This is a genomic window from Parazoarcus sp. PS-13 R2A (assembly GCF_057621855.1).
Genome location: NZ_JBYEXN010000012.1, coordinates 102,309 through 124,375, shown reverse-complemented (window position 1 = coordinate 124,375; position 22,067 = coordinate 102,309). Strand labels below are relative to the sequence as shown.

Sequence of the window (22,067 nt, the reverse complement as noted above, 5' to 3'; positions counted from 1 at the left end):
TGCTTCCCGATGGAGAAAAGCCAGCGATTTTAACGCATGCGCACGATCTGCCGGCGAGCATTGCCGGACGTTCGCCTGCATTCGGCACTGCTGACGGTGGCTGCGCCGGAGATACCCGAAGCCTATAATGCAGCCCATGATGAAAACCCTGCTCGGGGGCATGTCGCCCCGCCAGTTTCTCGAGGAATACTGGCAAAAGAAACCCCTCCTCGTGCGCCAGGCCGTGCCCGGCTTCACCGGCGTCGTATCGCGCGACGAACTGTTCGACCTCGCCTGTGACGCCGATGTCGAATCCCGCTATGTGCGTTACCTGCCCGACACGCCGGGCAGCGAGTGGGTGCTTGAACGCGGGCCGCAAACGCGCGGCCGTCTGCGCGGCAAGCGCCAGCCGTGGACGGTTCTGGTCCAGGGCCTGAACCTGTGGTCGCCCGCGGGCGACGCACTGCTGCACCAGTTCGACTTCATTCCGCAAGCACGCCTCGATGACCTGATGGTGAGCTACGCAGTCGATGGCGGCGGCGTCGGTCCGCACTTCGACAATTACGACGTGTTCCTGCTGCAGGGCGTCGGCAAGCGCCGCTGGCAGATCGCCGATCAGGAGGATCGCAGCCTGGTCGAGGACGCGCCGCTGCGTATCCTGAAAAACTTTCAGCCTGCGCACGACTGGGTGCTAGAGCCCGGCGACATGCTCTACCTGCCGCCTCACTGGGCCCACAACGGCACCGCAATCGGCGAATGCACCACCTATTCGATCGGCTTTCGTTCGCCCACGGCGCAGGAGCTGGGCGCAGAGTTCCTCGGCTGGATGCAGGAGCGCATCTGCCTCGACGGCCTGTATGCCGACCCCGACCTGACGCTGCAGGAGAATTCGGCCGAGATCGGACCGAAGATGATCGACCAGATCGAGAGCATGCTTTCCGCAATCCGCTGGTCGCGAAAAGACGTCACCGAGTTCATTGGCGAGTACCTCACCGAACCGAAAGCGCACATCTTTTTCGACCCGCCGGAAAAACCCCTGAGCCGCAAGCGTTTCGAGACCGCAGTCAACAAGCACGGGTATGCGCTCGATGCCCGCACCCTGCTGCTGTGGTCCGAAACCGGCTTCTACCTCAATGGCGAGCCGGTCGAGTTCGATCCGGCTGACCATCCTGCACTCGCGGATCTCGCCCACCGCCGCAAGCTGGAGCGGGGCCAGACGCTTTCGGCCAGCTTCCTCGATCTGCTGCATCAGTGGCACGAGGACGGATTCGCTCATCCCTCGTCCGATCATGACTGAGCCCGTCACACACAACTTCGACACCTGGTCCGACTTCCGGGGCGCGCTGCTCGAACTCGTCGGCCAGGCGCAGTCCACCCTGCTGCTCTCGGACCCCGATCTCGACGAAACCGGCTTCGAGAGCAGCGCCGGCATCGAAGCGCTCACCGCCTTCCTGCAACGTTCGGCCCAGCCGCTGGCCATTCGCATCCTGCTCAAGGATGCGGGCTATCTCGAACAGCGCTGCCCCCGCCTGCTCGGCCTGCTGTCATGGTTCAGCCAGCGCATGGTGGTGAGGGTGGCGAGCGACGTGCGGGCGGTGCCCGACGCCCCCTTTGCGATAGCGGATGGAAAGCATCTCGTCACCCGCTTTCACCACGAACGTGCGCGCGGGAAACACTGCACCGACGATCCACAGTCCACTTCAGTGCATATCGCACAATTTGAAACACTTTGGGTAAGCGGCGAAACGGGTCCGAATGGCGTACAGCTTGGGCTCTAGGCCGATTTCAATGCATTTCGCAATGCACCATTCGGGTGGATGCTCGCAATCGTAACGTGCTAGCATTGTTGTGCTTCCGGTATCCGATATTCATCGTCGAAACGCCGGGCAACTGCTGTCTTCACCCAAGTCAAAAAAGGAAAACAGAATGAAGCTTTCTCTCCTCGTCGCCGCCATGATGGCCTTCGCCCTTTCCGCCTGCAGCAAGGAAGAGCCGGCACCGGCTCCGGTTGAGCAGGTCGCACCGACCGAGCAGCCCGCTGCTGTTGAAGAAGCGAAGGAAGAAGCTGCCGCCGCAGCTGAAGAAGCCAAGGAAGGCGCTGCTGACGCCGTTGAAGCCGCCAAGGAAGGCGCTGCCGATACCGTTGAAGCTGCCAAGGAAGGCGCTGCTGCTGCCGTTGAAGCCGCCAAGGAAGGCGCTGCCAACGCTGTGGAAGCTGCCAAGGAAGGCGCTGCTGCCGCTTCCGACGCTGTGAAGGACGCCATGCCGAAGTAACTCTTCAGCACGGATGCAAAAAAGCCGGTCTTTGCAGACCGGCTTTTTTTTGCCCGACGATCGGGCATTCACCAAACTGGATGCCGGCCGCCGTCACCAAGGACGGACAGGCCGGCATCAATCGGCTTAACGCAATTCCTGCTGCAGCAATCCAAGCATGCGCTTGGCCGTGGCCGACTTGTCCACCGCGCCTTCCTTGGTCAGCACGGTGACGGTCGACCCTTCGGCCTGCCCCTGCACCCTGAGCTTGTACTCGCTGCCACCGACGGCAGGCTTGTCGCTGCTGCGCCAGAACGCCAGCTTGGAGAAGAAGCCCTCATCTTTTCCGCTACGGCTGTCCGCATCGGGATCGACATAGCGCACGAAGTAAAGCCCCTGGGCACGATCACGGTCTTCAACCGTGAAGCCGATGCGGTCGAGCGCCAGACCCACGCGACGCCAGGCGCGATCGAACGGCTCCTGCACCTGCAGGTTCATCTGGCCATCGACGGTTGCCATCTTGGCGCGCTCTTCCACCGGCGCCACGGCAAGTGCTGCCTGCGCACGGGCCTCGTCTGCACCCAGGCTGATCATCAGTCGGCGCAGCATCTCGGCTTCGAGTTCGGGATCAGCCGGACGCGGTTGCCAGATGGTCGAGTCCTTTGCCTCGGTCGGATAGATCTCCATCATGCCGCGGTGGCTGATGTAGATCTCGACCGTGCCCGGCTCCTTGCCCTCTTCCAGGCGCGTACGGAACTTGTCGCGCTCGGGGGTGGAGTACAGGCCGTCGATGATCTTACCCAGCGACGAGCGCAGGAAATCCTGCGGAATCTTGGCGCGGTCTTCCGCCCAGTCCGTCTCCAGCACGCCGATTTCGGGGCTGTCGACATTCAGGATGAAGCCGAGTTCGAGCCAGAAATTCCTGATCTGTGGCCACAGGTCGGCTGCATTGCCGGGCAGGACCAGCCAGCGCTGGCTGCCTGCACGCTCGATACGCATGCGATCGGGCACGGGCATGACGTCATTGGAGGCGCGGACACCCGACTGTCCGGCGCGGTCAGCGTTGTAGGCCGAGAAGGTTGCCACGCCACGCGGTGCCACGTCCGGTACGGCGAAACGGTCGTCGCGCGTGGGCGCGGTCAGATCGGGCGGAATCTCTAGCGGAGCGATCTGGTTGTTCTTGGCGCTCTTGTAATCGATACGTTTGGATTCGAGCAGGGAACTGGAGCAGCCTGCGAGCAGCAACGAAAGCGCAAGCAGGGAAGCATTAGTGCGCAAGGAGCGATTCATGAGGTTCCTGGTGGAAGATTGCAGATCAGAAATTGATGCCGGCCTGGCGCATGGCCTGCCGCACACGTTCGTGACAGGTGTCGCTCAACTGCGTCAGCGGCAAGCGGATGCCGTCGCCCATCAGACCCATGCGGGCAACCGCCCACTTGACCGGAATCGGGTTGGCTTCGCAGAACAGGTGGCGGTGCAGGCCGAGCAGGCGCGCATTGATTTCGCGCGTCTTGAGCGCATCGCCGGCAAGTGCCGCCGCACACATCTCGTGCATCGCACGGGGGGCGACGTTTGCCGTCACCGAGATGGTTCCATGGCCGCCGAGCAGCATGAAGGCGGCAACAGTCATGTCGTCGCCGCTGTACAGGGCAAAGCCTTCAGGCGCACGCGCGATCAGGTCGCAGTTGCGATCGATGCTGCCGGTCGCATCCTTGACACCGATGATGTTCGGGATTTCGGCCAGCCGGATCGTGGTGTCATTGGCCAGGTCGGCGACGGTACGGCCGGGCACGTTGTACAGGATCAGCGGCAGCTCGACCGCCTCGGCGATGGTACGGAAGTGCTGATAGAGGCCTTCCTGCGTCGGGCGGTTGTAATAGGGAACCACGGACAGGTGGGCGGCAGCGCCGGCCTGCTGGGCGTAGCGCGCAAGTTCGACGGCCTCGGCTGTCGAGTTGGCACCGGTGCCGGCGATGACGGGAATGCGACCGGCCGCATGCTCGACCGTCGTGCGGATCAGCTCGCAGTGTTCATCGACATTCACCGTGGGCGACTCGCCCGTGGTGCCCACAATAACAATCCCGTCGGTGCCTTCGGCAACGTGCCAGTCGATCAGACTGCGCAAGCGGGGGAAATCCAGGCTGCCATCCTCATTCATCGGCGTGACGATGGCGACAATCGATCCGGTAATCATGGCAGGGGCCAAAACAGTAAAAACCTGATTCTAACCGATCGCCGCAACACAGCCAGCCCCACGACGCGTGATGCGGGGCTGACCGGAGGCGGATCAGAGGTCGGCCAGTGCCTTGATGTGGGAAACGACCGACCGGGCGAGCGAGCTCAGCGAGTAGCCTCCCTCCAGAACGGAGACGATGCGCTTGTGGCCGCAATCTTCCGCGACCCCCTTGATCTGCTGGGTCGCCCAGATGTAGTCGGACTCGACCAGGCCGAGCGAACCCATGTCGTCTTCATAGTGCGCATCAAAACCCGCCGAAATGAAGATGGCCTGGGGGTTGTGCTCGCGCAGCGCAGGCACCCAGATGTCGCTCACGACCTGCCTGAACGCATCACCGCGCGTACCTGCAGGGACCGGCACGTTGCAGAAGTGTGCGGGCTGGTTCTCGGTGCCGCTGTATGGATAGAACGGATGCTGGAAGATGCTCGCCATCATGACACGAGGATCATCGCGGAACACCTCTTCGGTACCGTTGCCGTGGTGCACGTCGAAGTCGACGATGGCCACCCGCTCCAGTCCATGAAAATCCGTCGCATGCCGCGCCGCGATCGCGACGTTGTTGAGAAAGCAGAACCCCATTGCCTTCGCACGCTCGGCGTGATGACCGGGCGGGCGCACGGCACAGAATGCATTCTCGATCTCGCCCTTGAGCACCAGATCCGTCGCCAGCACGCCCGCCCCGGCGGACCGCAGCGCGGCCTTCATGGTGTTGGGGCTCATGGCCGTGTCAGGATCGAGGTGGCGGATGCCGTGCTCCGGCACGCTGTTCATCAATTCGTCGAAGTAGCTCGCCGGATGAACACGAGTGATCTGTTCGGCGGTCGCCAGCGGCGCATCGAAGAAGGACAGGTAGAGATCAAGCCCTGCGGCAATCAGACGATCGTTGATCGCCCCCAGCCTGTCCGCACATTCCGGGTGATGAGCCCCCATGTCATGCAACCAGCAATCGCGGTGCGTGATGAACGCCGTTGTTGTCATACCCCTCCTCTCCTGAAACGGGCGAACTTTCCCTGACAGCCCGATTCAAACGGGCTGCGGTGATGGCCCATGTTACGGGCTCGCTGTCTTTGTCGTCTATTATCACCGCTTCCCAGCCAATTTCACAATGTGCGAGCTCATGCCCCAACGCCATGCAAGCAGACTCCTTGAAGCCGCCAGCCAGATCATCCTCGGCAAGGAGCATGAATTGCAGTTGGCCCTGTCATGCCTCATCGCGCGCGGCCATTTGCTGATCGAGGACATGCCGGGCGTGGGCAAGACCACGCTTGCCCATGTCTTCGCGCGTCTGGTCGGCCTGCATTTCCAGCGCATCCAGTTCACCAGCGACCTGCTGCCGGCAGACATCGTCGGGGTATCGATATTCGACCGCGAGACCAGCAGCTTTCGCTTCAATGCCGGGCCGGTGTTCGCCCAGCTGATTCTGGCCGATGAGATCAATCGCGCCACGCCAAAGACGCAAAGCGCCCTGCTCGAAGCCATGGAAGAACGCCAGATCACCGCCGACGGCGCCACCCTGCCGCTCCCCGACCCGTTCTTCGTCATTGCCACGCAGAACCCCTCGACCCAGATCGGCACCTTTCCCCTGCCCGAGAGCCAGCTCGACCGCTTCCTGATGCGCATTCGCCTCGGCTACCCTGACCGCGCAGCAGAGCGCGCATTGCTGATGGGCGAAGCACGGCGCGAGCTGATCGAACGCCAGCAGCCCGTGATCACGCCCGACGACCTGATCGAACTGCAGCATGCCGCACAGGCGCTTCAGGTGGCCGACCGCCTGATCGACTACGTGCAGAACCTGCTCGCGGCCACACGCCAGAGCAACGAGTTCGCGGGCGGCCTGAGCCCGCGCGCAGGACTCGGCCTGCTGGCTTCGGCGCGCGCCTGGGCGCTGATCGAAGGACGCGACCACGTGCTGCCGGAAGACGTGCAGCGCATGTTCCCGCATGTCGCCGGGCACCGCCTCCACCTCGCCGGCGATGGCCGCCCGCCAGCCCCCGCCGCCCTCGACCGTCTGCTGCAATCCGTTCCGGTGAGTTGAAGATGGGCGTCGACGCCTTGACCGGCGGCGCCCGGCGACTGGTCGACCGCTGGCTGTTCCGCCTGCGGCGGCCGGAAGCCGCGCCGATCATTCTTTATCAGCGCCGCATCTACGTTCTGCCGACCGCGGCCGGATACGCCTTCGCCCTCGCCCTGCTGGTGATGCTGATCGCCTCGATCAACTACAACCTCAGCCTGGGTTACGGCCTGACCTTCCTGATCGGGGGCGTGGCTGTCGCCAGCATCGTCCATGCCTTTCGCAATCTGCTCCAGCTCTCCATCCGCAACGGCCGCACCGAACCCACGTTCTGTGGCGACAATATCGTCTTCCATCTCCTCATCGACAACCACCGCCCGGCGCGACGACCCGCACTGTGCCTGCGTGCACAGGGAGGATCGACCACCTTCGACCTGCCGCCCGGCGCTGTCACCGAAGTCAGCCTTGCCCTGCCGACGAAGACCCGCGGGCCCTTTCCGCTCGGGCGCACGACACTCGAAACCCGCTGGCCGCTCGGACTGATCCGCGCCTGGAGCGTATTCATTCCGGACACCACCGGCCTCGTCTATCCTGCGCCCGAAGCCGACCCGCCGCCACTGCCCGGCCTCACCGCCGGCGACGCCCACGGTCAGCGCAGCCTGCGGGCAGGCGACGACGATTTCGCCGGCCTGCGCAACCATCAGCAGTCGGACTCGCCACAACACCTGGCGTGGAAGGTGCTCGCCCGCGGCGGGCCCCTGATGACCAAACAGTTCTCCTCGCTCGAAGGCGGCGACGTGTCCCTCGAATGGTCGTCCCTACCGCCGACGCTCGACGACGAGGAGAGGCTGTCACGACTGACCGCCTGGCTGCTGATGGCCGAACGCAGCGGACAGCGCTATGCCCTGCAACTGCCGTCGCGCTACTTTCCGCGCGGCAGCGGACGCGCGCATCTTCATCAGTGCCTGCGCGTGCTGGCGCTGCATGGCCAGCCGCATGCCGGGAGCAGCGATGTTTAGGCGCAGGGCCGGAACACCGCCACACTCGAGCGGCCAAGCCGCGCTGCGCCGGGACCAGGGTGCATGGCTGCTGAGCGCGGCGGCACTGACCCTCGCGCCCCACCTCCTCACCCTGCCGCTCTGGGTGTCGGCGCTGAGTGTGCTCCTGCTGGGCTGGCGCGCCAGCCTGCTGTGGCAGGGCGGCCGCACACCAAACACTTACCTCATCCTTTTGATTGCCGTCGCCGCAGGCATCGGTGTGCGTGTGGCCTTCGGACACTTCTTTGGCAAGGATCCCGGCCTCGCCTTTCTGGCGCTCCTGCTCGGACTGAAGCTGCTGGAAACGAGCAGCATGCGCGACATCCGGGCGGCCATCCTGCTGTGCTTCTTCCTGCAACTGGGCGTGTTCTTCGACAACCAGAGCCTGCCGGTTGCGGGGCTCGCCCTCTGTGCCAGCCTGCTTTCGATCGGCGCCCTGCTGTCGCTGTCCGACCCCGCGGCCAGCACCCGCGAGCGTCTGCGCACCAGCGCGCTGCTGCTCGCGCAGGGGCTGCCCTTCATGCTGGTGCTCTTCGTGCTGTTTCCGCGTATCGAGGGGCCCTTATGGGGCCTTCCTGCCGACGCCCACAGCGGCATGAGCGGCCTCTCCAACACCATGGCTCCGGGGTCCATCAGCGACCTCAGCCTGTCCGAAGCGATCGCCTTCAGGGCCGATTTCGCGGGCACCCCGCCCCAGCCTGCGCAGCGCTACTGGCGCGGTCCTGTGCTGAGCGTTTTCGATGGCACCACCTGGCGCGCCGCACGCCACCTCGAAAGCGACCGCCCACCCTATGAGCCCTCCGGGCCGCGGCTTGATTACCGCATCACGCTCGAAGCCCACAACCAGCGCTGGCTGCTGGCACTCGACTTTCCTGCCGAGACCCCGGACGGCGTGCGCTACAGCAGCACCTTCCAGGCCTTGTACAGGCAACCGCTGCGCAGCCGCACACGACTCGACCTGGTTGCCTACCCGGAAACCGTCGTCGGCCTCAATGAACATGACCAAGTACTCGACACCGCGCTGCGCCTGCCGCCCGACAGCAACCCGCGCACCCGGGCGCTGGCGCAGCAACTCGCCGCCGGATCGACATCGCCCGAAGACATCCTCGCGCGGGCGCTGACCCGCATGCGCGAGATCGACCTCACCTACACCCTGCGCCCGCCACTGACCGGCAGCAATGGCGTGGACGCCTTTCTGTTCGACACCCGTCGCGGTTTCTGCGAGCACTTCGCATCGGCCTTCACGTTCATGATGCGTGCCGCCGGCGTCCCGGCGCGCGTGGTCACCGGCTATCAGGGCGGCGAGATCAATCCGGTGGACGGCAGCATGATCGTGCGCCAGTCGGATGCGCACGCCTGGGCCGAGGTATGGCTGCCACAGCGCGGCTGGATGCGGGTCGACCCCACCGCACTTGCCGCCCCCGGACGCATCGAGTCCGGCATGGCTGGCGCGCTGCCGGCAGGCGAAGTTCTCCCGCTGTTCATGCGCCCACATCTTTCGTGGTTGCGTGATCTGCGTTTCCGCTGGGAAGCCGTGTCGAACAGCTGGAACCAATGGGTTCTTGGCTACAATCCTGAACGGCAGCGCGAATTTCTGTCACGATTGGGCCTGGGCGAACTCAGCTGGTCGACCTGGATCGGTGTTCTGGGCGTCACGGCTGCCGGTCTGATGGGGCTGCTTTTTGCATGGGCGCTCAGACAGGCACGTGCGGCCGACCCGCTTGACCGGGCCTGGGCCGCGTTTTCCGCCAGGCTTGCCCGCCGCGGACTGAGCCGGCATCCGGCCGAAGGTCCGCTCGATTACGGTCGCCGCCTTGCGCTGGCCCTGCCGGACCACGCAGCCGAGATCACCGACATTACGACGCGCTATGCAAACCTACGCTACCGACCGCCTGCCAGCCCCGAGGCTGTTCGCGAACTGAAACGACGCATCCGGATACTGAAACTGACATGACTGGAATCACTGCACACCTGCCCCTCTCCCGCCTCGCCTGCACCCTCGCACTGAGCCTGTCATTCGGACTCGGCAGCGCCAGCGCAGATACCGAAAACTATGCAGAACGCGAGGATGTGCAGGCTTTCATCAGCGACCTGTCCGCGCGCCATGGCTTCGATGCCGGGCAGCTGAGCAGGACGATCGGCCAGGCCCAGAAGCTCCCCCGTGTAATCTCGCTGATCACCCCACCCACCAAACGTGGCGTGCGCTCATGGGAACGCTACCGTTCGCGGTTCATTGAGCGCGTTCGCATCGAGCGCGGACTCGACTTCTGGGATGAGTACGCACCCATCCTGCAGGCTGCCGAAGAACGCTATGGCGTACCGGCCGAGATCATCGTCGCCATCATCGGTGTGGAGACCGTTTACGGCCGCCATACCGGCAATTTCGAAACCCTGTCGACGCTGACCACGCTCGCATTCGACTACCCGCCGCGTGCCGACCTGTTTCGCCGCGAACTCGAGCAGCTCTTCCTGCTCGCTCGGGAACAGGGGCGCGAGCCGACGAGCTACTCGGGCTCCTATGCCGGCGCACTCGGCTACCCGCAGTTCCTGCCCAGCAGCATGCGTGCCTACGCTGTGGACTTTGACGCCAACGGCGTGATCGATTTCGAGGATAACCCGCTCGACGCCATTGGTAGCGTGGCCAACTATCTCCACGCCCACGGATGGCAGCCGCAGGCGCCGGTGGCGGTGCGTGCCCGCCTGAGTCTGGACGCAAGCCCCGCTCCGCTGGTGGCTGCGGGAATCGAACCGACCCTGAGTGCCGACATGCTGCGCGACGCGGGCATCATGGCAGCCGATGGCGAAGCGGTCACTGCGCCCGTCACGCTTGTCGACCTTGAAACCCCGGGCGCGGATATCGAATACTGGCTGGGTTACCGCAACTTCTACGTCATCACCCGCTACAACCGCAGCAGCTTCTATGCAATGTCGGTCTTCGAGCTCGCGCAGACCATCCGCGCGCGCAGACTGGCCCGCAACCTGGCGGTCTCAGGCTAGTTCCGGGCCGCAGGAGCGCGCCACAGCAAACATGAACGGAAGGTGCCCGCCTCGGCGGGCGCGCCGGCACGGTGCGCTGGCGCGCAAACGCTCAGAACAGGGCGTCCTTGGAGATGCCGCGGCGCCGAAGCGTGCGCCGGAGCTGCCCCAGCGCCTCGAGCTGGATCTGGCGCACCCGCTCACGCGTAAGCTCAAGCCGGGCGGCGAGTTCTTCGAGGGTCAGCATTTCGCATTCGTCGATGCCGTAGCGGTGACGGATGACCAGACGCTGCTTCTCGTTGAGCATGTCGATCCAGGTGCGCAACAGCGTTTCGATTTCAGCACCGTGAATCAGCACTTCAGGGGATTCTGCGTGGTCGTCCGCAAGCGACTCACCGATGGACAGACTCGGATCGATGTCCAGCGGCGCATCGAGCGAGGCCGTATGTTCGCTCAACGCAAGAATGGCGCGAACGGTCTCGATGGGTTTGTCGAGACGCTGGGCGATTTCCTCCAGGGTTGATTCCCCGTTGGAATTCGCCTCGATGCTGCGCTGGGCGCGCAACACCTGGTTCAGTTCCTTGACCACGTGCACCGGAAGCCGGATCGTGCGCGACTGATTCATGATCGCGCGCTCGATGTTCTGCCGGATCCACCAGGTCGCGTAGGTCGAGAAGCGGAACCCGCGCTCAGGGTCGAATTTTTCCAGCGCATGAATCAGGCCGAGATTGCCTTCCTCGACCAGATCCAGCAGCGGAATACCGCGATTCAGGTAGTGTTTGGCGATATTGACGACAAGCCGGAGATTGCGCTCGATCATCGTCTGCCGCGCCTCGAAATCACCCAGCCTCACCCGGCGCGACAAGGCCGCTTCCTCTTCGGCCGTCAGCAGCGGATTGGCACCGATCTCGTTGAGATAGATCTGGGTGACATCGCTGAGAAACTCATTCTCGACCACCGGCGCCTGACGGTCGGAGAAAACCTCCACCTCAAGGGGAAGATCCGGTTCTTGACTATCGATATCGTCAGGGTTTGCCGGCTCTTCCATGTGCCTCCTCGTCAGTGTGCGGGCAGGTATTTCAGCGGATCAACCGGCTGCCCCTGCTTGCGAATCTCGAAATGCAACTTCGGCCGATCTGCGTCGGTACTGCCAAGCTCTGCAATCTTCTGACCCTTTGTCACGGTTTCAGCTTCTTTCACAAGCAGTTGCTGATTGTGCGCATAAGCCGTCAGGTAATTGGCATCGTGTTTGATGATGACCAGTTTTCCGAGACCACGCAAGCCGCTGCCTGAGTAGACCACCTTGCCGCCTGCCGAGGCAAGTACGGGCGTACCCGGAGTTCCGGCGATGTCGATCCCCTTGTTGCGCAGCTTCGCATCACCCGCGACCGGCTCGTCGAAACCGACGATGACCTTGCCCTTCACCGGCCACAGCCAGTCACCATCAGGCCCCGGCAAACGCGGGGTTTCAGGCGCAGCGGGCGCAACCGGCGGTTTCGGCTCTGCAACCGCGACATCGCCCGGGCGCTGCATTTTTTCCCACGCCTCATCCGAGTACGGCTGCTTGCCGCCACGCGGCTCCTGCTTGATCGGTGCGGCACCGCCGGTCTGCGGAACAACCGGCGAAATCACCACAGGCTCGGACGTGATCGGAATCACCTGCGCCACCGCGGGGGTCTCGGGCGCAACCCGCAGTTCCTGCCCGACGTGGATCTGATTGGGGTTCGTCAGGCCGTTCCAGCCCACGATATCTGCCACGCTGACGTTGTACATGCGGGACAGCGCCAACACCGTCTCACCGGGGCGCACCACGTGAAAACCCACGCGCTCAACCGGCGCGGCTGCGGCAGGCGGCTGCGTCCCGTCACGAACCGGAGCGGAAACGCGACTGGCGCAGCCCGCGGTCAATGCGAGCAGCGAAACCATCCCGAGCAGGGCCAGGCGACGACGAAAAATTTCTTTGTTCATTCTGTACCAGTCAATAGCGGCACGAAGCGCACTGCTTCGTACCAGCTTTCCTTGAATACGTTACCCTGCCGCTCGATCAGCAACAGGCGTTGTTCGCCGCTGCCCACAGGAATCATCAGACGCCCGCCAGGCGCAAGCTGATCTTTCAGCGCCTGAGGCACACCGACGGCTGCGGCAGCGACAATAATCGTGTCAAACGGTGCTGCCTCGGGCAAGCCTACGCTGCCGTCAGCATATTTCAAACGTACATTCGGCAGGCGCAGCGGACGCAGATTGTTGCGTGCACGATCCAGAAGCGGGCGTATGCGCTCTACCGCATAGACATCCGTCGCAATCTTGGAAAGCACTGCAGCCTGGTAACCACAACCGGCTCCGATTTCCAGCGTGCGGCCAAGTTCCCGGCCCGCACGCAACAACTCGATCATGCGTGCGACGACAAAGGGCTGGGAAATGGTTTGCTGAAAGCCGATCGGCAGCGCAGTGTCGTCATAGGCGCCGTAGGCCAGCCCTTCCTCGACAAACTGGTGACGGGGGATCTGGGCCATGGCCGAGAGGACTTTCTCGTCCCGAATTCCCTGCGCACGCAGGCGATCGACCATTCTGGCCCGGGTCCGCACTGCATCCGGCGTCCGCGCATTCATCGTGCCAGCCAGTCCTTTACAGTATGAATCTGTGCGGTGTGCGTGAGGTCGATCTGCAAGGGCGTGATCGACACCATGCCGTTTGTCACCGCATTGAAGTCGGTGCCGTCACCGGCGTCTGCTGCACCGCCGGCAGCACCCACCCAGTAAACAGTTTCGTTGCGCGGGGTCACGCTGCGGATAACCGGCTCGGCCTTGTGACGCTTGCCCAGACGGGTCACCTGCGTCCCCTTGATCTGCTCATAGGGCAGATCGGGCACGTTGACGTTGAGCAAGGCGGGCCGCGGCCAGGGCTGGCGCATGAAGCGCTCGGCGAGGTCACGCGCGACGCGTGCCGCGGCCGAAAAATCCGACGCCCCCTTGCTGACCAGCGACACCGCAATCGAAGGCACACCCAGCAGAAAGCCTTCGGTGGCAGCCGCAACAGTGCCCGAGTAGATGGTGTCGTCACCCATGTTGGCGCCATGATTGACGCCGGACACCACCATGTCGGGCATATGGTCGAGCATGCCCGTGACCGCAAGATGCACGCAGTCGGTTGGCGTACCGTTGACGAAGTAGAACCCATTGGCCGCGCGACGCAGGGACAGCGGGCGATCGAGCGTCAGGGAGTTGCTCGCTCCGCTGCGGTCACGCTCGGGCGCAACGACGGTTACCTCGCCGATTTCTGCCAGCGCCGCTGCGAGCGCTGCAAGCCCTGGCGCGAAATAGCCGTCGTCGTTACTGACCAGAATACGCATCTTGAATCCGTTCGGAATGAGACCCCGTCGATCGACAAGGTCGGCCGATGTTAGCACAGCAGCAGGCATGCCTTCCGGACGCGCCAGAACAAAAACCGGCCTGCGCCGGTTTGAATTCGTCTGAGCCGGGCTCCGGATCCGGAACCCGCTACCCTGAGACTGCCTGCAGCGGGCAAATCGGACACGCCGCGCTTCGCCACACCACACAGATCATCAGGCCGCCGATCGGAAAGGCCGCTGCTCGAAATGAGAAGCGGGGCGATTATCGCACGCCAGCCTCGCAAGAACCATTTCTTGGGCGGTCGGGCCGGCCCTTCACGCCCCATCAGCTTCCGAGCATCAGCACGCCGGCACCGCTTACGACGACGCCGATGGTCCGCTTCACGGCCAGCCCGGTGCGCGATTCGGGAAACCAGCGCGCACTGAGAAATCCCGCCAGATGCAGCGCAGCCGTAGCGAGCACGAAGCCACCCGCGTAACGCATGAAACCCGCGTCGCCGATCTCGGCGTAATGGGCATGGCCATGAAACACTGCAAAGATCGTGATCAGCGGAAGGGTGAAGGCCAGTGACAGGCTTGTCAGCGAACTCAGCAACAGCCCGAGCACGATCACCGACGCTGCGATCGTCGCCTCAACCGCCGGCAGGGCGATGCCCGCCATCCCCAGCAGCGATCCACCGAGCATCGCCAGCACGAAGCCCAGGGGCAGTCCCCACCGAACCGCGCCGCGCTGACCCGCGGCGTACAGCCCCACGGCAAGCATTGCGAGCAGGTGGTCGAGGCCGGTCACCGGATGCATCAGACCCGACGCGAATCCCGCATCCGCATGCCCCGAGTGTGCAAACACCGATCCGGCACCAAGGCTGAGTACGGCAGCAATCAGAACACGAGAGCGAAGCATGGAAATCTCCTCATTTATTGGCGTTGTCGAGCAAACTGTCATCGATTGATACAAGATGCGTGCCAGCAAGCGCCCCCACTGCCTGCTGGCAATCCGGAGCCGTTCTGACACCACACCGGACGCGCCGCTGACGGTGTGCAACCCAAGCCGGTCACACACTTTCCACTGCGCGCACCGGGGCCGTCAGCGCGCAAGCGGCAGTTCGAGTGTGAATGCCGCGCCGCCCGCAGGCAGGTTTTCGGCGCGCAGCGACCCGCCATGCCGCTCGACGATGCCGTAGCTGATGGACAGTCCGAGCCCGGTACCCTGCCCCACCGGCTTGGTGGTGAAGAAGGGATCGAACACATGAGCCAGATGCGCCGGCGCGATACCCGGGCCGTTGTCCACGAAGCGCAAGAGGATGCGCGGCCCCTGTGCCGTTGAAACCTGCTCCGCGGCAATCCGCAGCGTCGGCAAGTCGGTGAGACGGGTGGCATCTGCAGCGTTCTGAACCAGGTTCATTGCCACCTGCTGCATCTGCCCTGCCGACCCGATCACGGGCAGCGGACCGGAAAACTCCATCGCAACCTTGAAGGTCTTGCGCTCAGCCTGACACACCCAGCGCACCGCACGTTCGATGACCTCTGCAAGATCGAAGCGTTGCTGCTCGTCACGATCGACCGCAGAGAAGCGCTTCAATCCATCCACGATCTCACGCGTACGCTCGGCGCCCTCGATCGTGCCCTCGATCAGTGGATCGAGATCGACCAGGATGCGGTCGATGCGCAGACGTTTGCGCAGGTGTTCGATCTCCTCGGCCGGCACCCCCTCATGCACGGCGGCAAGGTACTGCCCGAGACGCTCGGCATAGCGGCGCAGCGCGTGCACATTGCCGATGATGAAGCTGATCGGGTTGTTCAACTCATGCGCAACGCCGGCCACGAGGCGCCCAAGAGAGGCCATCTTTTCCGAATGCAGCAGTTGCTGCTGGGTACGCTTCAGGTCGTCATGCGCCTGGGTAAGCGCCTGATAGGCCTTGCGCAATTCGCCGACCGGGCGCCCGGTCACGACCATGCCCAGGGACTTGCCCACCGCATTGAAGCGCGGCGTGCAGTTGAAGGAGACTGGCACCGACGCGCCGTCGTGCGCACGCAGCGGAAGTTCGCAATCGTGCACTTCGTCATCGCCACCACTCACGTTGAGCCGGGCACGCGCCAGCACGCGCGCGTCGGCATCGGCAAACAGGTCGAATACCGAGGTGCCGCGCAAATCTGCGGCTTTGCGCCCGGTGATCACCTCCAGCGCCGGGTTCACGTCCTCGATGGTGCCGTCGCGCCCACAGATCACCAGAATGTCGGACATCGCAGTCAGCACGCTGAGGATGAACTGCTGCGACTCCTCAAGCTTGGCGTTCTTTTCCTCGAGTGCGACCTCGTACTGCAGCAGATCGGAATAGACCTCATCCATCTTGTGGATCACATCCATCCACACGTCCTCGCCCACACCGACGAGTTCGCCAGGATGTCCGGTATGGCCGACGTCGAGGGAAGACTCAGGGGTATTCTTCACGCAGTCCTCCTCAGTGCACCGTGCATACCATGCAGGGGTCGAAGGAGCGCACGACATGCTGCACTGCAAGCGGCATTTCATCCGACTCGCACGCGGGCGTGCCCACCAGAGCCTGTTCGAGCGCGCCGGGCGTACCGCGCTCGTCGCGCGGGGAAAAGTTCCAGGTCGTGGGCGCGATGATCTGGTAGCGCTGAATCCGCCCCTTGCGGATCACGACCCAGTGTCCGAGCGCACCGCGCGCGGCTTCGATCAGGCCCACGCCCTGCGCCGAATCGGGCACGCCGGCATCGGTGCAGAAACGTTCGCCAGGCTCGATCGCAAGCGCCCAACGCTCCATCTCGGGCACCACCCGCGCGATTTCGAGCAAGCGCCCGACCACCCGGCTGAACACGTTTCCGCCGCCCGCAGCCACGAGATCGCGCGCCAGCGGATGGGCATCCACCACCTGCCGCGACAAGGCGCCGCACTGCACCACCTCGCCCCGCCAGCGCGGCGCCTTGCACCAGCTGTAGCCGGACTCGCGCGCGATATCGGGCTGGGTGAAACCGGAAAGCGGATGGCAGGCCCCCTCCCCCGCCATCCATGCATGGGAGACGTCCTCGGTCACATCTTCATGGGCGAAGTCGAGCAGGCTGGCCGACGCCGCATCCCACACTCCGCGGGCGAAGAGGCGCTCGCCTTCGAACACGTAATTGCCATGGCTCAGGTAGCGTTCGCCCCCCTCACAGCGCCCCAGGCGATCGAGCCGGAGGTTGCGCGCAATGCCAAGGAAACGGGCGAAATCCCCACGCTCCGGCCCCTTCGCCTCGAACCACGCCCACAGGGCCGCCTCCGAACCGATACCGCTGATGGCCTCCAGTGCATCGCCGAACAGATGGCGCTCCAGCCAGGCGCGAAAACGCCGGATCAGGGACACCATCCTCACGCGCTCGGTCGCGCTGACAGCGCGCGCCGACCCGCCAGGCTGCACGCTCAGCGTGTGCGGCCACTTGCCGGCCAGCGTGCCGAGCAGGTGCATGAACTGCGCCCGTGCGGGCAGGACGTCGGCCGCAGCCGCCCCCCGGATTGCCTTGAAGCGCGCTTCGGCCGATGCGAACCACGGCGCACCGGCATACGCGTCGCGCGCGAAATCCGGCATGAAGAACAGATAGAAATGGGTCAGGTGATCGGCGAGGTTCTCGGTAGCAAGCATCAGGTTGGTCGCACGCGCGCCATTGGGCGGAGGCGTCACGCCCATCGCATCGGCGAGGGCCGTCGCAGCCGCCACCGACTGGGATACGGAGCAGATACCGCAGATGCGCGGCACGATGACCAATGCATCAGCCGGCACCTTGCCTTCGAGAATCTGCTCGAAACCACGATACAGCGGCGAATTGACTCGCGCCGCCGAAACCACGCCATCCTCGGTATCAAGGCTGAGCTCGAGGTCGCCCTCGACGCGGTTGAACGGGCCCAGAACACGACGGCTCATGTACGCACCTGCACACGCCGGCTCACCGGCACGCTGCGTCGAGCGAAACCGCGATCCATCATCCGGACGATCACACTTGCCACCTTCAAGGTCATTTCACACCCTGTTACTTGAGCCCGGTCTTGCGGATGACCGGCGTCACCACCGGGTGATCCGCCGTCGCATTGGTTCGCACCCGCTTCGGCGTGGCCGACTTGGACAGCGCAGCGAGTGCGACAAACCATGCCTTTGGCATGTCGGTCGGCAAACCGATGGGAATGCCGCCCACCTTGGGCGTTTCAAAGAAGGGATGGCCGGGCTCCTCGAAACCGGGTTCGGTACAGCTGATGCAGGGGTAGCCCCCGCTGGTACATGAACCTGCTCCGTTCCATGGGCGCACATTGCAGTCGGCGTGCGCCTGCGTACCCTTGCAGCCCATGTGCTCCATCATGCAGCCGAGATCGGACGCCTTCTCCGCGCTGGCCTTGAACTCGTAGAACTCGTTGCGCGAACAGCCGTGGTGCACCAGCTGGTCTGCATAGAAGCGCGGACGCCCGAGCGCATCAAGGTCGGCCGCGGCGATGCCGTCGAGCGCAAGCGCCAGCAGGGTTTCCAGCACCCAGCCCGGATGCGTCGGGCAGCCCGCCACATTAATCACCGGCAAGCCGCTTGCGCTGCGATAGCCGGCACCGAGCAGGCCGCCTGCCTCGTTGCCATCGTACTGCAGGCCGCAGGCATCGGTCGGGTTGTATGCGGCTGCGGTCACCCCGCCAAACGCAGCGCAGGTGCCCACCGCCACGGTATGACGTGCGCGCGCCGCCAGGGCGCGGACCCAGTCGATCATCGCCCGCCCGGTACCCGCCAGCACATGAAAACGGCCACTGCCATGCGGTCCGCGCAGCAGCGCGCCCTCCACGCAGAGGACGTCGAGCGGGGTCGTCCCGGCGATACAGGACTCGAGGATTGCCACCGCCTCGCGGCCGCTGGCCTCGGACAGGCTCGGGTGCCACAACAGTGACACGCCACCGCCCTCGAGCGTCGCAAGCACGTCGGGCGACTCGGCGCACAACAGGGACATGGTGCAGCCACCACAGCCGCCGGATTGAAGCCAGAGCACGTTCATGAGCGGTATTGAAGCACAGGATCAGTCCTTGTCGAGCCCGTAGCGGGTGAGCTTGTTGCGCAGCCCCACGCGCGACAGGCCGAGCTCGCGCGCAGCATGGGTCTTGTTCCAGCGATGGCGCACGAGGCTCTCCCTGACGATGCGGGCCTCGAGCGCATCGAGCCGGGTCTTGAGATCACCGTCGAGCCCCGACAACAGCTCGAGGGCCGGCTCCTGCTCCACCGCGGCAGCCCGCAGCACACGCGGGCTGAGATCGGCCGCACGCAATTCGCCGTCATCCGCCAGTGCGACCATGCGCAGCACCTCGTTGCGCAGTTCGCGCACGTTGCCGGGCCAGCGGTACGCAGTCAGACAGGAAAGCACATCGTGCCCAAGCCGCTGTGGCGCCAGCCCCGCCGCGGACAGGGTTTCGTCGACGAAGGTCTGGGCGATGAGGCCGATATCCATCGGCCGCTCGCGCAGCGGCGGCACCTGAATGGTGATCGCGGCGATACGGTAGTAGAGGTCCTCGCGGAAACGACCGGCGCGCACGTCGGCCTCGAGGTCGCGGTTGGTTGCCGCCACCACGCGCAGGTCGACCGGCAACGGGCGAGGCGCACCGATCGGTCGCACCTCCCCTTCCTGCAACACCCGCAACAGCTTGACCTGGAAAGCCGGTGTGGTTTCGCCGATCTCATCGAGAAAGATGCTGCCCCCATCGGCCTGCTTGAACAGCCCGACCCGATCCTCGTAGGCGCCGGTAAACGCACCACGCTTGTAGCCGAACAGTTCGGACTCGAGCAGCTGGTCCGGCACCGCACCGCAGTTCTCGGTAACGAAGGGCTCGGAACGGCGCGGGCTGGCCAGATGCAGCGCGCGCGCGAGCAGCTCCTTGCCGGTACCCGACTCACCGGTGAGCAGCACCGGCACATCGAGCCGCGCCACCTTGCACAGCAGTTCGCACACCGCGTTCATCGGCGAGTCCGGCGCACGCAGCAAGGTGTCCAGCGCAAACTTGCGTTCGATCACCTGGCGCTTGCTCGCCACCCGCTGGCGCATCACCGGCCCCGTCACCTTCAGGTCGAGCGACAGGCGCTGGTTCTCGGTCTGCAGACGATAGATTTCGGCCGCACCACGCAGGGTGAGCAGCAGCTGCTCCGGCTGCCAGGGTTTGAGCAGATACTGGTAGATGCCAGCCTCGTTGATGCCGGCGATGATGTCCTCGGACTCGGTGTAGCCCGAGATGATGATGCGCACCGCGTCCGGCCACTTGTCGCGTACCTCGCGCAGAAACTGCACGCCGGACACCCCGGGCATGCGCTGATCGCAAAGCACGATCTGTATCCACTCGCGCGCCATGATCTCGGCCGCTTCGGCCGCAGACGAGGCGGTGAAGACGTTGAAATCCTCTTCCAGCGTGCGATGCAGAGCTTCCTGCGAGCGCAGTTCGTCATCCACCACCAGCACGCCTGGCAATTCGCTCGTCATGCACCGGCCTCCGTTGTGCCTTCCGGCACCCGCCACCCCAGCTCGCGGTGCAGTGCCAGATGCCTCGGCGTCCACGACTGCGCCGATTTGTGCACGAAGTGGTAGCGCGCCACGTGATAGCTCGGATCAAAGCCGAAGAAGTTGCGTCGCATCTGTTCAAGTTCGTGGTCGCGATAGGCGGCAAGCGGCTTGATGGCTTCGTCGGCAGCACGGTGGCTCTGCTTGTCTGCCAGCCGGTCCGGGTAGTCCGCGGCACGCGCAAGCGCATCCGCGCGTGCGGCGACCTCACGCTCGAAGCCGGGCAGATCGCGACCGAAACAGGCGTCGATCAGCCCCGCCTCCAGGGCACGTCCGGCCAGCAGCGGCAAGCGGCTGGACATGATCGTGCGCGCGGTTTCCGGGCCAACCCTGCGCGGCAGCAGATAGGTCCAGTACTCGGAGCCGTAGAGGTTGCCCATGTTGCGGTAGTGCGGATTGAGGACCACGCCCTCGCGCGCCCAGACGAAATCCGCAGCCAGCGCCAGAAAGCAGCCGCCCGCGCCGGCATTGCCGCGCATCGCCGCAACGGTCAGTTTGTCGCTCGTCTGCAGCAGCGCCAGACAGACGTCGTCCATGGCGTTGATGTTTGTCCACGACTCGTCGGCCACCGAGCGCGCCGCCTCGATGGTGTTGAGATGAATCCCGTTGGACCAGAAATCACGTCCGCCTTCGAGCACCAGCACCCGCGTCGGCCGTGCATTGGCCTGTTCGATGGCTTCACGCAACTGCTCGCACTGGGCGGTACTCATCGCACCGTTGTAGAAGTCGAAGCGCAGGAAGCCAACGCGACCGTCGGCAGACTCGCGGTAGCCGATCGCATCGGCATCCGGGTCGGCAAGCAAGGGCAAAGCCGCGATCTGTTGCGGAAAGGCGTCCGCGACCGGCAGCTTGAATCGGTGTTCGCCATTGCTGCGCCTGACGTGACCGATCCACACTGCGCCATCGACCGTTGCGCGCAACACCGCGCCATCGGCCCGCCGCCCCACGACCTCGCCTGCCGCGGCCTCGTGCTGCACCTGAGCGGGCTGTGCGTCGAAGAGCCGGCAGTCTTCACCGAAAAGCGTATCGGCCACACCCGGATAGCCGTCAGCCGCACGCAGCCGCGCAAGCACCGTGGCCGTGCTGTCAGCGGCCCAGTCGATGCTGCGATCCGCCTGCTGCATGGGTGGGTGCCAGGTTCCGTTCGCGCCCGTCCAGTCGTGGATGGGACAGGGTTGCCACCGTCTTGCTCGCCACGCGGCGACGCGCGCCAGCGCCTCGCGCACCGCTGCGAGCGCGGCATCGGTCACCTCGTTGCGGTAAAGACTGGCCTTGGTCGCCACCCGCATCGGAAAGCGCCGCGCCGCCCACACCGGGCCGGCGTCCATTTCGGCTTCAGCCTGCAGCACCGTCACGCCCCATTCGGGCAACCCGTCATGAATGGCCCAGTCCAGCGCCGACGGCCCGCGGTCGCCGACGATGCCCGGGTGCACGATCAGGGTGAGGTGTTCGCGCCAGATCGAGGCCGGCACCGCGCGCTTGAGAAAAGGACACACGATCACGTCGGGCCGGAACAAGGCCACGGCTTCTTCGGCCACCGCGTCGGCAATGTCGAACTCCACCGACACCCGATGCCCGTCGGCACTCAGTTCGGCAAAGAGACGCTGGCTCAGGCTGTTGAAGGCGTGGGTCAGAAACAGGATGCGCATCCGTTCGGCC

The 22,067-nt window shown here is 64.6% G+C and carries 20 protein-coding genes; 7 read left to right on the top strand and 13 right to left on the bottom strand.

Features of this window, described 5'->3' with window-relative positions:
- Nucleotides 1-139: 139 nt before the first annotated feature.
- The 3 genes from AC22G6_RS12890 (at nucleotide 140) to AC22G6_RS12880 (ending at nucleotide 2,253) form a co-directional block, all read left to right on the top strand.
- Entirely contained in the window at nucleotides 140-1,276 is a 1,137-nt protein-coding gene (locus AC22G6_RS12890) for a JmjC domain-containing protein (protein ID WP_487367095.1), read from the top strand.
- Nucleotides 1,269-1,757, top strand: a complete 489-nt coding sequence (locus AC22G6_RS12885) for a DUF7931 domain-containing protein (protein ID WP_487367094.1) — start codon at nucleotides 1,269-1,271, stop codon at nucleotides 1,755-1,757. The genes AC22G6_RS12890 and AC22G6_RS12885 overlap by 8 nt, the downstream gene beginning before the upstream one ends.
- A 148-nt stretch (nucleotides 1,758-1,905) precedes the next feature.
- Nucleotides 1,906-2,253, top strand: coding sequence for a hypothetical protein (locus AC22G6_RS12880; protein ID WP_487367093.1), 348 nt, complete (start codon nucleotides 1,906-1,908; stop codon nucleotides 2,251-2,253).
- Nucleotides 2,254-2,379: 126 nt separating this feature from the next.
- On the opposite strand, the gene bamC is transcribed toward AC22G6_RS12880, so the two are convergent.
- The 3 genes from bamC to AC22G6_RS12865 form a co-directional block, all read right to left on the bottom strand.
- The gene (bamC, locus tag AC22G6_RS12875; RefSeq protein ID WP_487367092.1) at nucleotides 2,380-3,522 is read right to left on the bottom strand and encodes an NlpB/DapX family lipoprotein; all 1,143 of its coding nucleotides are present in this window, start codon (nucleotides 3,520-3,522) and stop codon (nucleotides 2,380-2,382) included.
- Between the two features lie 25 nt (nucleotides 3,523-3,547).
- Nucleotides 3,548-4,426 (bottom strand): 4-hydroxy-tetrahydrodipicolinate synthase, encoded by an 879-nt coding sequence (dapA, locus tag AC22G6_RS12870; protein WP_108947654.1) that lies wholly within the window; start codon nucleotides 4,424-4,426, stop codon nucleotides 3,548-3,550.
- 93 nt (nucleotides 4,427-4,519) lie between these two features.
- Complete coding sequence (locus AC22G6_RS12865) at nucleotides 4,520-5,446, bottom strand: histone deacetylase family protein (protein ID WP_487367091.1); 927 nt, start codon at nucleotides 5,444-5,446, stop codon at nucleotides 4,520-4,522.
- A 139-nt stretch (nucleotides 5,447-5,585) separates the two neighbouring features.
- Here AC22G6_RS12865 and AC22G6_RS12860 point away from each other — a divergent pair, with 139 nt between their 5' ends.
- The 4 genes from AC22G6_RS12860 to mltB are packed head-to-tail and all read left to right on the top strand — an operon-like array spanning nucleotide 5,586 to nucleotide 10,513.
- Nucleotides 5,586-6,503 (top strand): AAA family ATPase, encoded by a 918-nt coding sequence (locus AC22G6_RS12860; protein WP_487367090.1) that lies wholly within the window; start codon nucleotides 5,586-5,588, stop codon nucleotides 6,501-6,503.
- A gap of 2 nt (nucleotides 6,504-6,505) precedes the next feature.
- Complete coding sequence (locus AC22G6_RS12855) at nucleotides 6,506-7,498, top strand: DUF58 domain-containing protein (protein ID WP_487367089.1); 993 nt, start codon at nucleotides 6,506-6,508, stop codon at nucleotides 7,496-7,498.
- Nucleotides 7,491-9,470 (top strand): transglutaminase TgpA family protein, encoded by a 1,980-nt coding sequence (locus AC22G6_RS12850; RefSeq protein WP_487367088.1) that lies wholly within the window; start codon nucleotides 7,491-7,493, stop codon nucleotides 9,468-9,470. Before AC22G6_RS12855 ends, AC22G6_RS12850 begins: the two co-directional genes overlap by 8 nt.
- Nucleotides 9,467-10,513, top strand: a complete 1,047-nt coding sequence (gene mltB / locus AC22G6_RS12845) for a lytic murein transglycosylase B (RefSeq protein ID WP_487367087.1) — start codon at nucleotides 9,467-9,469, stop codon at nucleotides 10,511-10,513. The genes AC22G6_RS12850 and mltB overlap by 4 nt, the downstream gene beginning before the upstream one ends.
- 91 nt (nucleotides 10,514-10,604) lie before the next feature.
- On the opposite strand, the gene rpoS is transcribed toward mltB, so the two are convergent.
- The 10 genes from rpoS to AC22G6_RS12795 all read right to left on the bottom strand — a co-directional run bounded on the left by rpoS (nucleotide 10,605) and on the right by AC22G6_RS12795 (nucleotide 22,057).
- The gene (gene rpoS, locus AC22G6_RS12840) at nucleotides 10,605-11,540 is read right to left on the bottom strand and encodes an RNA polymerase sigma factor RpoS (protein ID WP_108947650.1); all 936 of its coding nucleotides are present in this window, start codon (nucleotides 11,538-11,540) and stop codon (nucleotides 10,605-10,607) included.
- Nucleotides 11,541-11,551: 11 nt separating this feature from the next.
- On the bottom strand, nucleotides 11,552-12,460 hold the full coding sequence (locus tag AC22G6_RS12835; protein WP_487367086.1) for a peptidoglycan DD-metalloendopeptidase family protein: 909 nt from the start codon (nucleotides 12,458-12,460) through the stop codon (nucleotides 11,552-11,554).
- On the bottom strand, nucleotides 12,457-13,101 hold the full coding sequence (locus tag AC22G6_RS12830; RefSeq protein WP_199915182.1) for a protein-L-isoaspartate(D-aspartate) O-methyltransferase: 645 nt from the start codon (nucleotides 13,099-13,101) through the stop codon (nucleotides 12,457-12,459). Before AC22G6_RS12830 ends, AC22G6_RS12835 begins: the two co-directional genes overlap by 4 nt.
- Nucleotides 13,098-13,841, bottom strand: coding sequence for a 5'/3'-nucleotidase SurE (gene surE, locus AC22G6_RS12825; RefSeq protein ID WP_487367085.1), 744 nt, complete (start codon nucleotides 13,839-13,841; stop codon nucleotides 13,098-13,100). Before surE ends, AC22G6_RS12830 begins: the two co-directional genes overlap by 4 nt.
- A 325-nt stretch (nucleotides 13,842-14,166) precedes the next feature.
- Nucleotides 14,167-14,742, bottom strand: a complete 576-nt coding sequence (locus AC22G6_RS12820) for a HupE/UreJ family protein (protein WP_487367084.1) — start codon at nucleotides 14,740-14,742, stop codon at nucleotides 14,167-14,169.
- A 183-nt stretch (nucleotides 14,743-14,925) separates the two neighbouring features.
- The gene (locus tag AC22G6_RS12815; protein WP_487367083.1) at nucleotides 14,926-16,290 is read right to left on the bottom strand and encodes a sensor histidine kinase; all 1,365 of its coding nucleotides are present in this window, start codon (nucleotides 16,288-16,290) and stop codon (nucleotides 14,926-14,928) included.
- A gap of 10 nt (nucleotides 16,291-16,300) precedes the next feature.
- Nucleotides 16,301-17,761, bottom strand: a complete 1,461-nt coding sequence (locus tag AC22G6_RS12810; protein ID WP_487367082.1) for a nickel-dependent hydrogenase large subunit — start codon at nucleotides 17,759-17,761, stop codon at nucleotides 16,301-16,303.
- A 106-nt stretch (nucleotides 17,762-17,867) separates the two neighbouring features.
- Nucleotides 17,868-18,863 carry an NADH-quinone oxidoreductase subunit B family protein gene (locus AC22G6_RS12805; protein WP_487367081.1) on the bottom strand — a complete coding sequence of 332 codons (996 nt, stop codon included), beginning with the start codon at nucleotides 18,861-18,863 and terminating at the stop codon, nucleotides 17,868-17,870.
- A gap of 21 nt (nucleotides 18,864-18,884) precedes the next feature.
- Complete coding sequence (locus tag AC22G6_RS12800; RefSeq protein ID WP_108947643.1) at nucleotides 18,885-20,330, bottom strand: sigma-54-dependent transcriptional regulator; 1,446 nt, start codon at nucleotides 20,328-20,330, stop codon at nucleotides 18,885-18,887.
- Nucleotides 20,327-22,057: a hydrogenase maturation protein gene (locus AC22G6_RS12795; RefSeq protein WP_487367080.1), complete on the bottom strand. Its 1,731-nt coding sequence runs from the start codon at nucleotides 22,055-22,057 to the stop codon at nucleotides 20,327-20,329. The genes AC22G6_RS12800 and AC22G6_RS12795 overlap by 4 nt, the downstream gene beginning before the upstream one ends.
- Nucleotides 22,058-22,067: the final 10 nt, after the last annotated feature.

Excerpts from the sequence above, each read along its gene's own strand:
- AC22G6_RS12890 (WP_487367095.1), top strand. The coding sequence starts at position 140 with ATGAAAACCCTGCTCGGGGGCATGTCGCCCCGCCAGTTTCTCGAGGAA.
- AC22G6_RS12885 (WP_487367094.1), top strand. The coding sequence starts at position 1,269 with ATGACTGAGCCCGTCACACACAACTTCGACACCTGGTCCGACTTCCGG.
- AC22G6_RS12880 (WP_487367093.1), top strand. The coding sequence starts at position 1,906 with ATGAAGCTTTCTCTCCTCGTCGCCGCCATGATGGCCTTCGCCCTTTCC.
- bamC (WP_487367092.1), bottom strand. The coding sequence starts at position 3,522 with ATGAATCGCTCCTTGCGCACTAATGCTTCCCTGCTTGCGCTTTCGTTG.
- dapA (WP_108947654.1), bottom strand. The coding sequence starts at position 4,426 with ATGATTACCGGATCGATTGTCGCCATCGTCACGCCGATGAATGAGGAT.
- AC22G6_RS12865 (WP_487367091.1), bottom strand. The coding sequence starts at position 5,446 with ATGACAACAACGGCGTTCATCACGCACCGCGATTGCTGGTTGCATGAC.
- AC22G6_RS12860 (WP_487367090.1), top strand. The coding sequence starts at position 5,586 with ATGCCCCAACGCCATGCAAGCAGACTCCTTGAAGCCGCCAGCCAGATC.
- AC22G6_RS12855 (WP_487367089.1), top strand. The coding sequence starts at position 6,506 with ATGGGCGTCGACGCCTTGACCGGCGGCGCCCGGCGACTGGTCGACCGC.
- AC22G6_RS12850 (WP_487367088.1), top strand. The coding sequence starts at position 7,491 with ATGTTTAGGCGCAGGGCCGGAACACCGCCACACTCGAGCGGCCAAGCC.
- mltB (WP_487367087.1), top strand. The coding sequence starts at position 9,467 with ATGACTGGAATCACTGCACACCTGCCCCTCTCCCGCCTCGCCTGCACC.
- rpoS (WP_108947650.1), bottom strand. The coding sequence starts at position 11,540 with ATGGAAGAGCCGGCAAACCCTGACGATATCGATAGTCAAGAACCGGAT.
- AC22G6_RS12835 (WP_487367086.1), bottom strand. The coding sequence starts at position 12,460 with ATGAACAAAGAAATTTTTCGTCGTCGCCTGGCCCTGCTCGGGATGGTT.
- AC22G6_RS12830 (WP_199915182.1), bottom strand. The coding sequence starts at position 13,101 with ATGAATGCGCGGACGCCGGATGCAGTGCGGACCCGGGCCAGAATGGTC.
- surE (WP_487367085.1), bottom strand. The coding sequence starts at position 13,841 with ATGCGTATTCTGGTCAGTAACGACGACGGCTATTTCGCGCCAGGGCTT.
- AC22G6_RS12820 (WP_487367084.1), bottom strand. The coding sequence starts at position 14,742 with ATGCTTCGCTCTCGTGTTCTGATTGCTGCCGTACTCAGCCTTGGTGCC.
- AC22G6_RS12810 (WP_487367082.1), bottom strand. The coding sequence starts at position 17,761 with ATGAGCCGTCGTGTTCTGGGCCCGTTCAACCGCGTCGAGGGCGACCTC.
- AC22G6_RS12805 (WP_487367081.1), bottom strand. The coding sequence starts at position 18,863 with ATGAACGTGCTCTGGCTTCAATCCGGCGGCTGTGGTGGCTGCACCATG.
- AC22G6_RS12800 (WP_108947643.1), bottom strand. The coding sequence starts at position 20,330 with ATGACGAGCGAATTGCCAGGCGTGCTGGTGGTGGATGACGAACTGCGC.
- AC22G6_RS12795 (WP_487367080.1), bottom strand. The coding sequence starts at position 22,057 with ATGCGCATCCTGTTTCTGACCCACGCCTTCAACAGCCTGAGCCAGCGT.